This is a genomic window from Xanthobacter sediminis (assembly GCF_043195015.1).
Lineage (GTDB): Bacteria > Pseudomonadota > Alphaproteobacteria > Rhizobiales > Xanthobacteraceae > Xanthobacter.
In genome coordinates this window covers 1-15,515 of the sequence record NZ_JBAFWH010000014.1, presented here as the reverse complement: position 1 = coordinate 15,515, position 15,515 = coordinate 1, and the positions used below count along the sequence as shown (strand labels likewise).

The following is a 15,515-nucleotide window of genomic DNA, read 5'->3' as shown; positions in this document are numbered from 1 at the left end:
CGTTCCCGGCGGTGGTGCCGCCGGGTGGCATCCCGCTTCATGCCATCGGCTTCGGTCGTCGACCGGAGCCGGATGGGTTCCGCACACATGCTGCGCGGGCTGGGGCCGCGGCCCATGCGCCGGGGGCACATGGGCCTTCGGCGTCAGGCCACCCGGCGGAGCGCCTCGGCCACGCGGTCGGCGATCTCGGCGATCTGCGCCTTCTCGATGATGAGGGGCGGGGAGATGGCCAGCACGTCGCCGGTGGCGCGGATGAGCACGCCCTTCGCGAAGCAGTCGAGGAACACCTCGTAGGCGCGCGCGCCCGGCGCGCCGAGGCGCGGCTCCAGCTCGATGCCGGCCACCAGGCCGATATTGCGGATGTCGATGACGTGGGGCAGCCCCTTCAGGGCGTGCATGGTCTCCTGCCAGGTCTCGGCGAGCTCGCCGCCGCGGTTGAGCAGGTTCTCTTCCGCATACACCTCGAGCGTGGCGATGCCGGCCGCGCAGGCCACCGGATGGCCGGAATAGGTGTAGCCGTGGAACAGCTCGATGGCATTCTCCGGCCCGGTCATCAGCGCATCGTGCACGCCCCGCTTCACGAACACGGCGCCCATGGGGATGGTGCCGTTGGTGATGCCCTTGGCGGTGGTGACGATATCCGGTGTCACGCCGAAATAATCGGTGGCGAAGGGCGTGCCCACGCGGCCGAAGCCGGTGATGACCTCATCGAAGATGAGCAGGATGCCGTGGCGGGTGGCGATCTCCCGCAGCCGCTCCAGATAGCCCTTGGCCGGCAGGATCACGCCGGCGGAGCCGGACATGGGCTCCACGATGACGGCGGCGATGGTCTCCGCCCCGTGCAGCGCCACGAGCCGCTCCAGGTCGTCCGCGAGCTCGGCGCCGTGCTCCGGCAGGCCCTTGGTGAAGGCGTTGCGGGAGATGTCGAGGGTATGGCGCATGTGGTCCGCGGGGATCTGCGGGAACACGCGGCGGTTGTTCACGAGCCCGCCCACCGAGATGCCGCCGAAGCCGACGCCGTGATAGGCCTTCTCGCGCCCGATGATGCGGGTGCGGGTGCCCTGGCCGATGGCGCGCTGGTAGGCGATGGCGATCTTCAGCGCCGTCTCCACCGATTCCGAGCCGGAGCCGGTGAAGAACACCCGGTCCATCTGCGCCTGCGGCCCGCCGGGCGCGATGGCGGCGAGCTTCTCGGCGAATTCGAAGGCGATGGGGTGCCCCATGTTGAAGCAGGGCGCATAATCCATGGTGGAGAGCTGGCGCTCCACCGCCTGGGCGATGCGGCGGCGGCCGTGGCCGGCGTTCACGCACCACAGGCCGGCGGTACCGTCGAGCATGCGGCGACCGTCGTCGGTGGTGTAGTACATGCCCTCCGCCGAGGCGAGCAGGCGCGGCGCCGCCTTGAACTGCCGGTTGGCGGTGAACGGCATCCAGTAGTTTTCGAGGCTCGGCGTATTGGGCTTGGCCGCGGTCATGGTGATCCCCTTTTCAAGCTGGCTGAGCCAGAGCACGCGACGAAATGCGCAACAAGTCCTTTTCTGGACTTTCGCAAGCCATTGAAATCGCGCGCATCGAATGTAGATTGTTGCGCATGGCGCAACAACTGCAACAGGCGCCGGGGGAGGGGCCGTGGCGGAGGACCTGGGCGGGCGGCTGCGCTACGTGCGCGAGCTGCACAAGCTCTCGCAGCGCGAGCTCGCGAAACGGGTGGGGGTGGCCAATTCCACCATTTCCCTCATCGAAGCCAACAAGAGCAATCCCTCAGTCGGCGCCCTGAAGCGCATCCTTGACGGCATCCCCGTCAGCCTCGCGGATTTCTTCGCCATCGTGCCCGCCCCGCCGAGGAAGGCCTTCTACCGCGCCGATGAGCTGGTGGAGATCGGCAAGGGGCCCATCTCCTTCCGGCTGGTGGGGGAGAGCCTGTTCGGCCGCAGCCTGCAGATCCTGAAGGAGTGCTACCAGCCCGGCGCCGACACCGGCGTCATTCCCCTGGAACACGACGGGGAGGAGGGCGGCATCGTGCTCAGCGGGCGGCTGGAGGTGACGGTGGGCAGCGAGCGCTGCATCCTGGGGCCCGGAGACGGCTATTATTTCGAGAGCCGCCGGCCGCACCGCTTCCGCTGTGTCGGCCCGGTCCCGTGCGAGGTGGTGAGCGCCTGCACGCCGCCCACGTTCTGAGGCACCGGGGCGCTCCGCGCGTCTTCACCGGTGAGAGTGCTTTGCGTGCGCCCCGGCGAATGCAAACCCGCCTGCGACAGGCCGTCGGAGGTGCCATGGCCGGGCGAAACAAGAAAGGCGCACACCGCGTGCCGGCGCGCGAAATTGTGCCGGCGCAGAATTTTCCACAGTGGGCCAAAACCTTAGCTTTAACCACGGCGTGCAGGCAACCCGTCCCGATGCCGCAGGTTGGAATCGCCCCAGGCGGTTGACGAACACGAAAGACTTCACCCATTCTCCAGCTACGATCCTGGAGTCTGGAAAACCGCTGGTTGCACGTTTCGCAGCCGGGCGGCTACGCCGTCGCGCAAGGGGGGCTTGTGATGGTGAACGACCTAGTCGTGGATTTGTCGCGGGCGCAGTTCGCGGCCACGGCGCTTTACCACTTCCTCTTTGTGCCGCTGACCCTTGGCCTCACCGTCCTGCTGGCGGTGATGGAGACGATCTACGTGACCACCGGTCGCGAGATCTACAAGCAGATGGCCCAGTTCTGGACCAAGCTGCTGCTGATCAATTTTGCTCTGGGCGTGGCCACCGGCCTCACCATGGAGTTCCAGTTCGGTACCAACTGGTCCTTCTACTCCAGCTTCGTGGGCGACACCTTCGGCGCCCCGCTGGCCATCGAGGGCCTGATGGCCTTCTTCCTGGAATCCACCTTCATCGGCCTCATGGTCTTCGGGTGGGACCGGATGTCGAAGGCGCAGCACCTGTTCGTCACCTACCTGGTGGCGCTCGGCTCGAACCTCTCGGCGCTGTGGATCCTGGTGGCCAACAGCTTCATGCAGCATCCGGCCGGCGCCAGCTTCAATCCGGTGACCATGCGCATGGAGCTCGACAGCTTCGGTGCCCTCTTCTTCAACCCGGACGCCCAGGCCAAGTTCGTGCACACGGTGCTCGCCGGCTACATGACGGCGGCAGTGTTCGTGTGCGGCGTCAGCGCCTGGTACATGCTGCGCGGGCGGCACATGGAGTTCGCCAGGCGCTCGTTCCGCATCGGCGCCATCTTCGGCCTCCTGGGCTCTCCCGGCGTCATCACGCTGGGTGACGCGCTGGGCTATGTGGGCGCCCACGTGCAGCCCACCAAGCTTGCCGCCATGGAGGCGCTGTGGACGCCCCAGAAGGCGCCCATGTCGCTCACCCTCGTCGCCTTCCCCGACCAGGAGGAACGCCGCAACCTGTTCCCGGTGGAGATCCCGGCGATGCTCTCCCTGCTGGTCACCCACTCGCTGAGCGGCACGCTGCCGGCGGTGGACCAGCTGGAGGCACAGGCCGCCCAGCGCATCCGCAACGGCATTCCCGCCGTGCAGGCCATGGAGACGCTGAGCGCCAATCCCACCGATCCCGCCGCCCTGGCCCAGTTCCAGGCGCACAGCAAGGATGTGGGCTACGGCTTCCTGGTGCAGCGCTACGCCGCCGGCGGCGACGTTTCCAAGGCTACCGACGCCGACATCGCGAAGGCGGCATGGGACACCATCCCCGAGGTGTGGCTGGTGTTCTGGTCCTTCCGCGTGATGGTGGGCGTCGCCTTCCTGCTCCTCGCCTACATGGTGCTCGCGGCGCTGATGACCCTCACCAACAAGGTGCAGACCCAGCGCTGGTTCCTGTGGGGGGCGGTGCTGATGATCCCCATGCCCTACATCGCCTGCGAGGTGGGCTGGGTGGTGGCCGAGGTGGGGCGCCAGCCCTGGACCGTGTACGAGGTGCTGCCCACCTGGCTGTCCGCCTCCACCCATTCCGTGGGCTACATGATCTTCTCGCTCACGGGCTTCGTGCTGCTCTACACGATCTTCGCGATCATCGAGATCTTCCTGATGGTGCACTTCATCCGCAAGGGCCCCGAGGAGCCCCGGCATGAGGGTGCGGTTCGGCTGGCGGGGGCCTACTGAGATGGAAGGCTTTGCTTTCGAGGCGTATGCCATTCTGAAGGTGATCTGGTGGGTGCTGCTCGGCGTGCTGCTCACCGGCATCGGCGCCATGGTGGGCATGGACATGGGCGTGGGCACAATCCTGCGCTATGTCGGCCGCACCGATGCCGAACGGCGGGTGGCGCTCAACATCGTCGGCCCCCACTGGGACGGCAACCAGGTGTGGTTCATTCTGGGCGGCGGCGCCATCTTCGCTGCGTGGCCGCTGGTCTATGCCACCGCCTTCTCGGGCTTCTACATCGTCATGCTCGTGCTCCTGTGGAGCATGATCGTGCGGCCGCTCGGCTTCGAGTACCGCAGCAAGATGCCCACCGAGCGGTGGCGCGCGGCCTGGGATGCCACGCTCTTCATCAGCGGCTTCGTGCCCATGCTGGTGTTCGGCGCGGCAGTGGGCAATGTGCTGCAGGGCGTGCCCTTCCACTTCGACTGGCGGCTCACCTCCTACTACACGGGCAGCTTCATCTCGTTGTTCAATCCGTTCGCGATCCTGTGCGGACTGATGTCGGTGGCGCTGGCGGTCTACATGGGCGGGGCGTGCCTCGCGAGCGGCGCGACGGATCCGGTGTCCGCGCGCGCCCGCCGGGCGGCGCTCGCCTCCGGCATCGCGGCGATCGTGATCTTCACCATTGCAGGTGTCTGGTTCTCCGGCATGAGCGGCTACCAGCTCGTCTCCGGCCCCTCGCCGGAGGTGGCGCAGACGCCCCTGCACCAGCAGGTGGCCTATGTGCCCGGCACGGCGCTCGCCAATTATGCCCGGCACCCCATACTATGGGCGTTCCCGGCCCTCGCCTACGTGGGCATCGTCCTCGGCCTCCTCGCTCTGGCGGCGAAGCGGCCCCTGGTGGGCTGGTGGTTCGGCGTCGTGGCCTGGATCGGCGTCATGGGCACGGTCGGCGCGGCCATGTTCCCGTTCCTGATGCCCTCGATCACCAATCCCTCCCACAGCCTTTCCATCTGGAACTCGGGCTCCAGCCTCAGGACCCTGTCCTGGATGCTGGGCTTCACCCTGCTCTTCATGCCGCTCATCGTCTGGTATACCAGCTGGGCGTTCTGGATCATGCGGGGGAAGATCGATCCGAAGCAGATCGAGGCTTCGGAACACGCGCTCTGAGGAGGCCAGTCATGATCGTGCATTACATCATCGCCCTGGTGGTGGCCGGCCTCGCCGTTCTCCTGGGCATCATCATCGGGGATTACGGCCCCTGGTACATGTGCTGGTTCCTGGGGACCGGCCTCATGATCCTGGTCGCCGCCTCCTCGGGCGTGCTGTTCGAGGCGCAGGAGGATGCCGCGGTGGGTAGTGCCTCGACGGGCGCCGACGATGTCGCTCGCGTGGTGGCAGGCAACGGGAAGCCGGTTGCCGGCGGGCCCCGCGCCTGAGCGCGATCGAGCCCATCTTGGTCGCATCGAACGACGGAAGGCCGGTCGCGCCGTATAAAGCGGCGCAACCGTCCGGGGATGACACGCCGCCCAGCCGGCCGGGGCGGGCCGTGGAGCGCTGGCTGCGTGCGCAGGCCAAGGCCGCCGCCGGCCTCGCCATCCGCCGGGCCGCGGCGCTCGGCGCCCTTGGGGCGGCGCTGGTGGTGCCCCAGGCGTGGCTGCTCGCCCATGCCATCACGCCGGTGGTGATGGGCGGCGCGCCGCTGGCCGTGGCGCTGCCCTGGCTGCTTCCGGTTCTGCCCATCCTCGCACTGCGGTTCTGGCTCGCCTCCGCCGCCGATCGCGGCGCGCTCGCGGCTGCCGCGCGCCTGAAGGCCCAGGTGCGGGCGGATCTGATGCGGCACATCCAGGCGCTGGGCCCCGCCCGCCTCGCCGGGCGCGCCTCGGGCGAGAGCGCGACGCTGGTCGTCGAGGGCGTGGACGCGCTCGAGCCCTATGTGGCGCGTTTCATGGCCCATTCCGGCATCCTCGCCGCCCTGCCGCTGGTGATCCTCGCCGTGGTGTTGCCGAGCGACTGGATCTCCGGGTTGGTGCTGCTGGTGACGGCGCCGGTTATCCCGCTGTTCATGGTGCTGCTGGGCCTGGGAGCCGAGCAGGCGAACCGCAGGCAGTGGCGCCGCCTCACCCGCCTCTCCGCGCAACTGCTGGACGGCCTGCAGCGCCTCACCACCCTGAAAGCCCTCAATGCCACGGCGCGGGAGGCGGAGCGACTGGCCGAGGCTGCGGAGGACTACCGCGAAAGCACCATGGCGGTGCTGCGGGTGGCGTTCCTCTCCTCGCTCGCCCTCGAATTCTTCGCCACCGTCGCCATCGCCGTGGTGGCGGTGCTGATCGGCTTCCGCCTGCTCGACGGCGCCATGGGGTTCGAGGCCGGTTTCTTCGTGCTGCTGCTGGCGCCGGAATTCTACGCGCCCCTGCGCCAGCTCGGCGTCGACTATCACGCGCGCATGGAGGCCCTCGCCGCAGCCGAGCGCATCATCGACGTTCTGAACGAGACACCTGATGCGCCGGGCACCGCGCGGCCCGCTTTCCCCCGCCCACCGGCGGTGGAGGTGGAGACGGCCAGCTTCGCCTGGGAGCCGGGACGCCCGGCCGTGCGCGCGGTGTCCCTGCGGCTGGAGCCGGGGGAGATCACCGCCCTGGTGGGACCGAGCGGCGCCGGCAAGAGCACCCTGCTCGCTTTGCTCCTGGGCTTCATCCGCCCGCAGGAGGGGCGCATCCTTGCCGGCGGGGCGGACCTCGCGGCCGTGGACCCGGCCCACTGGATGCGGCAGGTGGCCCTGGTGCCCCAGCGCCCGCACATGTTCGCGGGCACCGTGCTCGACAACATCCGCCTCGGCGCGCCCGATGTCTCGCGGGAGGCGGCGCGGGAGGCCGCGCGCCTCGCAGCCGCCGACGGCTTCATCGCCGCCCTGCCGCAGGGCTATGACACCCCCCTCGGCGAGCACGGCCACACCCTTTCGGGCGGGCAGGTGCAGCGCCTTGCGCTGACGCGCGCCTTCCTCAAGGCGGAGGCGTCTGTGGCGGTGCTGGACGAGGGCACGGCGGGGCTCGATCGCGACACCGAGGCACTGGTGAGCGCCGCCATCCGCCGCCTTGCCCCGAACCGCACCACTCTCATCGTCGCCCACCGGCTGGCAACCGTGCGGCTCGCGGACCGGGTGATCTTCATGGAGGGTGGGCGGATCGTGGAGCAGGGGCGGCGGGAGGAGCTGGAGGCGGACGGCCGCCGCTATGCCGCGCTGCTGCGCGATGCGGGGCTCGCATCATGACGCCTGGCGCCGGGGATACGGATGCGGCGATGCTGCGTCGCCTCGCGGGCCTGTCGCGGCCCTATGCGGGCTGGATGCTGCTGACCGGCGTGGTCGCCTGCGTCACCGTGCTGGCCAGCATCGGCCTCATGACGGTGGCCGGCTGGTTCATCGCCGCCATGGCCATCGCCGGTGTTTCCACCGGCATGATGAATTATTTCATGCCCTCGGCCGCTATCCGCCTGTTCGCCATCCTGCGCACGGGCGGGCGTTATGGCGAGCGGCTGCTGAGCCACGAGGCGACCTTCCGCCTGCTCGCGGGCGTGCGCCTGTGGCTGTTCCGGCGGCTGGTGCCGCTGGCCCCCGCCGGCCTCACCGATCGGCGCGGCGCCGATCTCGCGGGCGGCCTCCAGGCGGATGTGGACACGCTGCAGCATGCCTATCTGCGCCTTGGCGCGCCGGTGGCGGTGGCGGTGGCATGCGCGGTGGTGGTGGTGGCCGTGCTGGCGGCCCTGCACCAGCCCACGGCACTGGTGGTCGGCGCGCTGCTGCTGTGCGCCGGCGGCGTCGGGCCGCTTCTTGCCCGCCGCGCCGCTGCCGCGCCCGGCGCGGATGCGGTGCGGCTGCGGGCCGAATTGCGGGTCGCCGTGGTGGATGCGCTGCAGGGCGCAACCGACCTGCGGGCGGCCGGGGCGGTGGAGCGGCAGCTCGAGTCCATCTCCGCGGCGAGCGCCGCGCTGGCGGAGGCGCAGCGGCGCGCCGCGGTTTCCGGCACTCTGGCGGAGGCGGGGGTGGGCCTGTGCGCGGGCCTCGCCCTGTGGGGTGCGGCGCTGCTCGCGGCCATGAGCGTCGCCGCGTCCAGCCTCGATCCCGCGCTGGTGCCGGCTCTGGCCCTCGCTGCCCTCGCCAGCTTTGAGGCGGTGGCCCCGCTGCCAGGCGCCATGCAGCGTTGGGGCGAGGTGATGGCGGCCGCCCGACGGCTGTTTGCGCTTGCGGACCGGGCGCCGGCCATCGTTGCCGGAGGCGATCCCTCGCCGGAGCCGCGCGACGGAAGCTTGGAATTCGCGGCGGTGCGCCTGCGCTACACGCCGGATGGCCCGCTCGCGCTCGACGGGCTCGACCTCGCCATCTCCGCCGGACGCCGCGTGGCGCTGCTGGGTCCGAGTGGGGCGGGCAAGAGCTCCATCGCCCGGCTGCTGCTGCGCTTCTGGGAATACGAGGGCGAGATCCGCTTGGGCGGGCACGACCTGCGGCGTTACCAGCCCGACGACCTGCGCCGGCTGGTGGGCGTCGCGGCCCAGGATGCCCAGCTCTTCAACGCCACCATCCGCGAGAACCTGCTGATGGCCGCCCCGGAGGCGGACGAGGCGGCCATGCGCCGCGCCCTGGAGACGGCGCAGCTCATGCCGTTTGTCGCGGAGCTGCCGGGCGGGCTCGACACCTGGATCGGCGAGGGCGGGGCGCGGCTCTCCGCCGGGCAGGCGCGCCGGCTGGTGCTGGCGCGCACGCTGCTGCGCGCGCCGCTGGTGCTGGTGCTCGACGAGCCCACGGAGAATCTCGACGCCACCACTTCGCGCCAGCTTCTGGCGGCACTGTCTGAGGCGACGGCGGGGCGCACGGTGATCCTCATCACCCACGATCCCGCCGCCGCGGAGATGTTCGCGGACGAGACCGTGCGCATGGAGGCGGGCCGGCGCGTGGCGTGACGCCAGGGGCCCGTGAGGCTGTCTCGTGGGCCGTTGGCCGGCGCGCGCGGCGGGCGGGCGAAACCGGTCTGGCACCTGCCAGGGACAGGGGCCGGGGGTGGGGCGCCCTTTGCGCGCGGGCGGCAGATGGCCTATGGCCGGGCGCAGACCCGTCCTCCGAGACCGCCATCCATGATTCGCCTCGACAATATCGGCAAGCAGAACGGCCGGCAGATCGTTTTCATCGAAGCCTCCGCGGCCCTGCTGAAGGGCGAGAAGGTGGGCCTCGTCGGGCCCAACGGCGCCGGCAAGACCACGCTGTTCCGCATGATGACCGGGCAGGAGCCGCCCGACGAGGGGCAGGTCTCGCTCGATCGCGGCGTCACCATCGGCTATTTCAGCCAGGATGTGGGCGAGATGAGCGGCCGCAGCGCCCTGGCGGAGGTGATGGACGGCGCGGGCCCGGTGAGCGTCGTCGCCGCCGAGCTGAAGGAGATCGAGGCGGCGCTGGGCGATCCCGACCGCGCCGACGAGATGGAACAGCTGGTGGAGCGCTACGGCGAGGTGCAGGGCCGCTTCGAGGAGCTGGGCGGCTATGCCCTGGAGGGCCGCGCGGCGGAGGTGCTCGCGGGCCTCGGCTTCAGCCAGGAGATGATGGACGGCGACGTGGGCCGGCTTTCCGGCGGCTGGAAGATGCGCGTCGCGCTCGCCCGCATCCTGCTCCTGCGGCCGGACGTGATGCTGCTGGACGAGCCCTCGAACCATCTGGACATCGAGAGCCTCATCTGGCTCGAAGCCTTCCTGAAGGGCTTCGACGGCGCGCTGATGATGACCTCCCATGACCGCGCCTTCATGAACCGCATCGTCAACAAGATCGTGGAGATCGACGCGGGCGCCCTCAACACCTATGCGGGCGACTACGAATTCTACGACCAGCAGCGCGCGCTCAACGAGAAGCAGCAGCAGGCGCAATATGAGCGCCAGCAAGCGATGCTGGCCAAGGAGATCCAGTTCATCGAGCGCTTCAAGGCGCGCGCCTCCCACGCCGCGCAGGTGCAGAGCCGGGTGAAGAAGCTGGAGAAGATCGACCGCGTGGAGCCACCCCGCCGGCGCGAGACCATCGCCTTCGAGTTCCCGAGCCCGCCGCGCTCGGGCGAGGACGTGGCGAGCCTGAAGGGCGTGCACAAGCGCTATGGCAGCCGCATCATCTACGAGGGGCTCGACTTTTCCATCCGCCGCCGGGACCGCTGGTGCGTGATGGGGGTGAACGGGGCGGGCAAGTCCACGCTGCTGAAGCTGGTGGCGGGCGCGTCCGAGCCGGACCAGGGCACGGTCGCCGTCGGCGGCAGCGTGAAGATGGGCTACTTCGCCCAGCACGCCATGGACCTGCTGGACGGCGAGCGCACCGTGTTCGAGACCCTGGAGGACGCCTTCCCCCAAGCGGGCCAGGGCTCCCTGCGCGCGCTCGCCGGCTGCTTCGGCTTCTCGGGCGACGACCAGGACAAGCGCTGCCGCGTGCTCTCCGGCGGCGAGAAGGCGCGGCTGGTGATGGCGAAGATGCTCTACGATCCGCCGAACTTCCTAGTGCTGGACGAGCCCACCAACCATCTCGACATGGCCACCAAGGAGATGCTCATCAAGGCGCTCGCCGAGTACGAGGGCACCATGCTGTTCGTCTCGCATGATCGCCACTTCCTGGCGGCGCTGTCGAACCGGCTGCTGGAGCTGACGCCCGAGGGCATCCACAACTACCCCGGCGGCTACACCGAATATGTGGCCCGCACCGGCCACGAGGCGCCCGGCCTGCGCAACTGAGGCAGCGCGGGCCGGCTCAAAGGCCGTCGAACCAGCTTTTCCAGAGGGGCAGCGCGGTGGCGAAAGTGCCGCGATGGCTGGTTTCTCCGGTCGAAATGGCGTCCACCTTCATGTTGCCGGTGCCCATGGCCCGCTGATAGGTCATCACCAGCCGGCCGAGGCCGGGGGTGATGATCTCGTCGGCCTCGCCATAATAATTGCGCACCGGGCTCTGGATGACCCAGCGATAGGCATTGGCCTTCTCCTTCAGCAATCGGCCGTAGGCGGAGGAGGCAAAGGTCTGGGGATTGAAATATTCGGCTCGGATCAGCTTACGCAGGTTAGTGGGCATCTGCGCCGTGTCGTAGGGCTCGCGCTCATAGATCCTGCGGGCGATATCGTAGGCATCGTCGTTGAACAGCGCGCGGGCAAGGCCGGGCAGGCCATAGTAGTTCTCGTAAGAAAAAGCGCTGAGGATGAAGAGGGTGGAAACCCAGTCGGCGTCGTTCTCGCGCGGGAAGTCGAGGAAGCCGCTCATGCCGAGGAAGATGTCGGTCGGGGCGCTGGCGGTGGCGGCGCCCGCCACCGGCACGCCGGAGTGCTCCAGCCGTTCCAGCATCGCCATGGTGACGAATCCGCCTTCCGACCAGCCGCCGAGCACCAGGCGGGAGGTGGAGAGCTTCATGTGGGCGAGCACCGCGCGGCTCGCGGTCAGCATGTCGTCTGTGGCCTGCTGCTGGCTCTCCTTCACGAGGTAGCCCTCGGGCGCCTTGGACGCTCCCATTCCGAAATAATCCGCGCCGATCACCACATAGCCCTGCCCTGCGAACTGGGCGAGCACCAGCTGGGTTTCGATGGACTGGTCGGGAAAGGACGGGACCTGCTCTTTTCCATAGACGGTGCCGTGCTGGTAGGAGAGCAGCGGCAGGGCGGCGGCGCCGGGGATCTCGGGAATTGCGAGCAGGCCGGTCGCGATAATGGGTGCGTTGCCGCGTTCCGGGATCACCGAGCCATAGGTGACGCGATAGAGGCGCACGGCGTTCGTCGCCGGCGTGAAGCTCACCTTCACGCCGAAATTCCGGGGCGCCTGGGTGTCGAGGATGTCGTTCAGCCTGTCGGCGTCCCAGCGGCCGATGTACTGGTAGCTGACGCCCGAGGCGACGGCTACGGCGGCCTGCGGTGTCTCTGCGCGGAGCGGCGGCGCGGGTGGCAGGATGGCGGCGCAGCAGGCCAATGCAACGACGGCGAGCGCGCGTGTGAACCAGGACATTTGAAACTCCCGCAGACGCCGGCCGGCGCGGTTGAGGACCGGAAGGGTGATGAGCGATGGTATCACGGCCCGCGAGGCGGGGCCGGCGGTGGGCCGCTGTGAACCTTGCCGGGCGCGGAGCTGCAGGTGCAGGCCGAACCTTCCTCCAACGGGGCATGCCTGCACGCGGGGGAATGGGGCAGGGCCTGGCCGCGCCGCTGCCGTCGTCCGTGATCGGCAGGCAGAGGGGGCGGGGGTGCCCATCCGGCGGCGAAAGGGCTGTGCCGGCGCCGTGTCCGCCATCAGACAGGCGCCGGCCAGAGCTAGGGATCTCAGCGCGGGGGTGCCTTTGCGAAGTGTCGCGCCCCGGCGCGGCGTGTTCCTCCGCGTGCAGGACGAGCGGGTGTGTGGGCTGTCCGTTCCCGGCTGCCGCGCCCGCGTCGATGGCCGAATATATCGCGACCCCGCAAAGGCAAAATCGGCATTATGCAAACAAATGCATCTGCTGTTTCCGAAGCTGACAGGGGCACGGGACGGCAAAGCGGAAGTGGCATGCTGTTCGTCTCGTGCGACCGCCACGTCCCGGCGGTCCCGTCGATCCGGCTCCGGAGGCGGTCGCGGGAGGGCCTTCGCGACGACACCAGCGGCCACACTGAATTCGCCGCAGATCCCCGCCGCGAGGCGCCCGGCGCCGTGGCGGCGGCGCGCCCGCTTCGACGAGGCTTATCTGGACGTGATGACGCGGTTCCTTGACGGGCAGGCGCTGCGACCGCCTTCCGTCCTGCCGGCGTACATGCCGTGGCCGATTCTGTGGCGGGGGCGGCACGCCTCGGCGTGCCCCTGGCCTCGCGCCTCACCGACAAGGAGACCTTCGGCGCAGAGCACGACCTTGGCGGGATCGTGCTGCGGTTCGACCCGTGACCGCGCGGGCTTGTGAACGCCGCCGCTGCGCCGTCAGCTCTCAGCGGCGGCCGCGGCGGCATCGGGGATGGCCGCAGCGGCGCCGGTGCCCTTGGCGGGCAGGGTGATGGCGAATATCGCGCCGTCCACGCCGTTGCGGACGGAGAGCGTGCCGCCATGGTTGCGGATGATGCCGAAGCTCACCGAAAGCCCGAGCCCGGTGCCTTTGCCCGGAGGCTTGGTGGTGAAGAAGGGCTGGAAGATCCGCTCCATGATGTCCTGCGGAATGCCGCCGGCATTGTCGGACACCTCGATACGGACCCCCCGCCCGCCTTCCGGTGTCTCCTCGCGCCGAACATCGATCCCGATGCGGCCCTGCGGGCTCTCGCCGCGCGCTGCCGCCGCATCGAGGATGGCGTCACGTGCGTTCTGCAGCAGGTTTATGAGCACCTGCTCAAGCTGGTCCTGGCGGCACAGCACCGGAGGAACATCGAGCGCGAAGCGGGTCTCCAGGCGGATGCCGTCGAGCCGGATCCGCTCTCCCAGCACCTGGAGGGCGCCGTGCACCGCATCCATGGCGCCGCAGGGCTGGAGCATGTCGTCGCTGTTGCGGCCGAAGATGCGCATGTGGTCGATGATGCGGCTCATCCGCTCGGTCTGCTGGATGATGCGGTCGAGCTTGGCTATGAGGTAGTCGCTCGCCGCGCCCTGCTTCATGGCCGTGAGGGCGTTGGTGGCGGCGAGGCGGATCACGCCGAGCGGCTGGTTGATCTCGTGGGCGAGGCCGGTGGCAACCTCTCCCAGCGAGGCGAGCTTGGACATCTGGTAGAGCTTGTTCTCCTCCATCCGGCGGGAGGTCTGGTCGAGGGCGAACACCACCACCTCCTTGCGGCCTGGGGAGGGGCGCTCCGTATCCAGGGATTTGATGGGGGCCACCACCATCTCCACCTCCCATTCCTCCCTTCCGTCCGAGAGGTGCTCGTTGCGCACCACGGGGGCCGCGAGGCCGGCGGAAAGGGCGCGGAAGCGTCCGCTCCTCGCATAATCGCGCACCGCCGAGCCCATGGGGCTCGCGGGAACCGTGCTCACCTCGCTCGGCCCGGTGTCTCCCACGTGCAGCACGCTGATTCCGGGCACGCGGCTGATGGCGCCGAGAACATCCGCCTCGCGCTGGCGGGCCTGGGTCTCCAGGTCCTGGGCGTTGAGGCGCTTCTGCATGCCGATATAGCGGTTCGCGAGCAGCACCAGGATGAGCAGCGCCACAGCGAGCGCCAATGCGGTGCCCCAGATGGCGGTGCGGAAGTTGCCGCTCTGCTGCTGCACGAAGTCCTTCGAATAGGCGACCATGACAGAGACGGGATAGTGTTTCGAGTGGATCATCTCCCCGATCCGCTCGACCCCGTCGAGGGTGCTCTTGAAGTCGTACGGGGCCTCCCGCGACTGCATGATTCGCTGAAATGCCGGGCTTGTGGACACGTCGTCGCCGAAGGATGTCTGCTTGGCGGCGCGCGCGCGGATGATGCCGTCGTCGCCCACCAGGGCGATGAGCATGTTGTCCTCGAGCCGCAGCTGCTTGAAGTATTCTATGAAGTCGGAAATCGCATAGGAGGCCACCACCACGCCGCCGAAATTCCCGTGCCCGTCGTCGAGCGGGCGGGTGAGCTGGACGGTCCAGATGTTGGAGACGCGGCCGAGCACCGGCTTGCTGATGAAGAGGTCGCCACGTGGCGAGTTCTTCTCCATGTGGACCCGGATATGCTCCCGGTCCGAGAGATCCACCGGCGTGCCCGTGGGTGCCGAAAGGTTGCTGGCGATCAGCTTTCCGGCTTTGTCGATGACCGCGAACTGGATGATGGAGGAGGGCAGCTTCACGTCCCTCAGCGCGTCGTACGCCTGCTCGCGGGTCCAGTTGGCGTCGAAGCTGCTCGCGAAGTTCTGCATGAGGGCGTCGATCGGCTCGATGGAGCGTTCGAAGCCGTGCAGAAGCAGGGTCGCGATCTTGGCGGCGCCGTCCCTGGCCCTGTGGAGTTCCGCCTTGCTGTGGAGGGTATAGAGGGTCACCGCCGCCGCGAACGGCAGGCAGCCCACCAGGATCAGCAGCGCCGCCAGCAGCAGGGTGACCGGGTTCACGAAACGGCGCAGGGCCGAGGTGTCGTCAGGCTTGTTCATGGCCGCGGTCCAAGGTCTCCAGCGCTTCGCAGAAGGCTGCGAACGCCAGGGGTTTCGGGAAGCAGGCGGTCGCGCCCGCCGCCTGCGCGCGGCGGATGTCGCTTTCGGCGGCATGGCCGGTCATCACGACGAAAGCCAGACGACGTTCGGGAAACGCGGATTTCAGCGCCTCGATCAGCACCACCCCGTCCATGTCCGGCATGCGGATGTCAGTGACGACGGTGCGGATCTGTGGATCCGCGCGGACCGCCTCAACTGCGCCGGCAGCGTGCCCCAGGCAGGTGGAGGACACGCCCCGGAATGCCAGCGCCTCGGCCAGCTCATCGAGAAAATCCGGCTCGTCGTCCACGATCAGAAGGTGGCTCATCGGCTTGGCAGCTTCCTG

Annotated in this window: 12 protein-coding genes; 8 read left to right on the top strand and 4 right to left on the bottom strand. The window is 69.0% G+C overall.

Features of this window, described 5'->3' with window-relative positions:
• Nucleotides 1–143 precede the first annotated feature (143 nt).
• Nucleotides 144–1,475 (bottom strand): omega-aminotransferase AptA, encoded by a 1,332-nt coding sequence (gene aptA, locus V5F61_RS16850; RefSeq protein WP_393989022.1) that lies wholly within the window; start codon nt 1,473–1,475, stop codon nt 144–146.
• A gap of 154 nt (nt 1,476–1,629) precedes the next feature.
• On the opposite strand from aptA, the gene V5F61_RS16845 reads away from it, so the two are divergent.
• The 7 genes from V5F61_RS16845 (at nt 1,630) to V5F61_RS16815 (ending at nt 10,833) form a co-directional block, all read left to right on the top strand.
• Nucleotides 1,630–2,178: a cupin domain-containing protein gene (locus tag V5F61_RS16845; RefSeq protein ID WP_393989023.1), complete on the top strand. Its 549-nt coding sequence runs from the start codon at nt 1,630–1,632 to the stop codon at nt 2,176–2,178.
• A gap of 362 nt (nt 2,179–2,540) precedes the next feature.
• The gene (locus tag V5F61_RS16840) at nt 2,541–4,103 is read left to right on the top strand and encodes a cytochrome ubiquinol oxidase subunit I (protein ID WP_393989024.1); all 1,563 of its coding nucleotides are present in this window, start codon (nt 2,541–2,543) and stop codon (nt 4,101–4,103) included.
• Entirely contained in the window at nt 4,069–5,253 is a 1,185-nt protein-coding gene (gene cydB / locus V5F61_RS16835) for a cytochrome d ubiquinol oxidase subunit II (protein ID WP_393989025.1), read from the top strand. Before V5F61_RS16840 ends, cydB begins: the two co-directional genes overlap by 35 nt.
• An 11-nt stretch (nt 5,254–5,264) precedes the next feature.
• Complete coding sequence (locus V5F61_RS16830; RefSeq protein ID WP_393989026.1) at nt 5,265–5,522, top strand: hypothetical protein; 258 nt, start codon at nt 5,265–5,267, stop codon at nt 5,520–5,522.
• Between the two features lie 110 nt (nt 5,523–5,632).
• Nucleotides 5,633–7,354, top strand: a complete 1,722-nt coding sequence (cydD, locus tag V5F61_RS16825; RefSeq protein WP_393989027.1) for a thiol reductant ABC exporter subunit CydD — start codon at nt 5,633–5,635, stop codon at nt 7,352–7,354.
• A 29-nt stretch (nt 7,355–7,383) separates the two neighbouring features.
• On the top strand, nt 7,384–9,039 hold the full coding sequence (gene cydC, locus V5F61_RS16820) for a thiol reductant ABC exporter subunit CydC (protein ID WP_393989028.1): 1,656 nt from the start codon (nt 7,384–7,386) through the stop codon (nt 9,037–9,039).
• Nucleotides 9,040–9,210: 171 nt separating this feature from the next.
• Nucleotides 9,211–10,833 (top strand): ABC-F family ATP-binding cassette domain-containing protein, encoded by a 1,623-nt coding sequence (locus V5F61_RS16815; RefSeq protein WP_393989029.1) that lies wholly within the window; start codon nt 9,211–9,213, stop codon nt 10,831–10,833.
• A 16-nt stretch (nt 10,834–10,849) separates the two neighbouring features.
• On the opposite strand, the gene V5F61_RS16810 is transcribed toward V5F61_RS16815, so the two are convergent.
• Nucleotides 10,850–12,082: an alpha/beta hydrolase family protein gene (locus V5F61_RS16810; RefSeq protein WP_393989030.1), complete on the bottom strand. Its 1,233-nt coding sequence runs from the start codon at nt 12,080–12,082 to the stop codon at nt 10,850–10,852.
• 777 nt (nt 12,083–12,859) lie between these two features.
• On the opposite strand from V5F61_RS16810, the gene V5F61_RS16805 reads away from it, so the two are divergent.
• Nucleotides 12,860–12,982, top strand: a complete 123-nt coding sequence (locus V5F61_RS16805) for a hypothetical protein (RefSeq protein ID WP_393989031.1) — start codon at nt 12,860–12,862, stop codon at nt 12,980–12,982.
• A 33-nt stretch (nt 12,983–13,015) separates the two neighbouring features.
• On the opposite strand, the gene V5F61_RS16800 is transcribed toward V5F61_RS16805, so the two are convergent.
• Nucleotides 13,016–15,130 carry an ATP-binding protein gene (locus tag V5F61_RS16800; RefSeq protein WP_393989032.1) on the bottom strand — a complete coding sequence of 705 codons (2,115 nt, stop codon included), beginning with the start codon at nt 15,128–15,130 and terminating at the stop codon, nt 13,016–13,018.
• On the bottom strand, nt 15,117–15,515 hold a 399-nt coding region (locus V5F61_RS16795; RefSeq protein ID WP_394104058.1), incomplete at its 5' end, for a response regulator. The genes V5F61_RS16800 and V5F61_RS16795, both read right to left, overlap by 14 nt.

Bases quoted from the DNA above. Each gene is read 5' to 3' on its own strand.
- aptA (WP_393989022.1), bottom strand. From the start codon at position 1,475: ATGACCGCGGCCAAGCCCAATACGCCGAGCCTCGAAAACTACTGGATG.
- V5F61_RS16840 (WP_393989024.1), top strand. From the start codon at position 2,541: ATGGTGAACGACCTAGTCGTGGATTTGTCGCGGGCGCAGTTCGCGGCC.
- cydB (WP_393989025.1), top strand. From the start codon at position 4,069: ATGAGGGTGCGGTTCGGCTGGCGGGGGCCTACTGAGATGGAAGGCTTT.
- V5F61_RS16830 (WP_393989026.1), top strand. From the start codon at position 5,265: ATGATCGTGCATTACATCATCGCCCTGGTGGTGGCCGGCCTCGCCGTT.
- cydC (WP_393989028.1), top strand. From the start codon at position 7,384: ATGCTGCGTCGCCTCGCGGGCCTGTCGCGGCCCTATGCGGGCTGGATG.
- V5F61_RS16815 (WP_393989029.1), top strand. From the start codon at position 9,211: ATGATTCGCCTCGACAATATCGGCAAGCAGAACGGCCGGCAGATCGTT.
- V5F61_RS16810 (WP_393989030.1), bottom strand. From the start codon at position 12,082: ATGTCCTGGTTCACACGCGCGCTCGCCGTCGTTGCATTGGCCTGCTGC.
- V5F61_RS16800 (WP_393989032.1), bottom strand. From the start codon at position 15,130: ATGAACAAGCCTGACGACACCTCGGCCCTGCGCCGTTTCGTGAACCCG.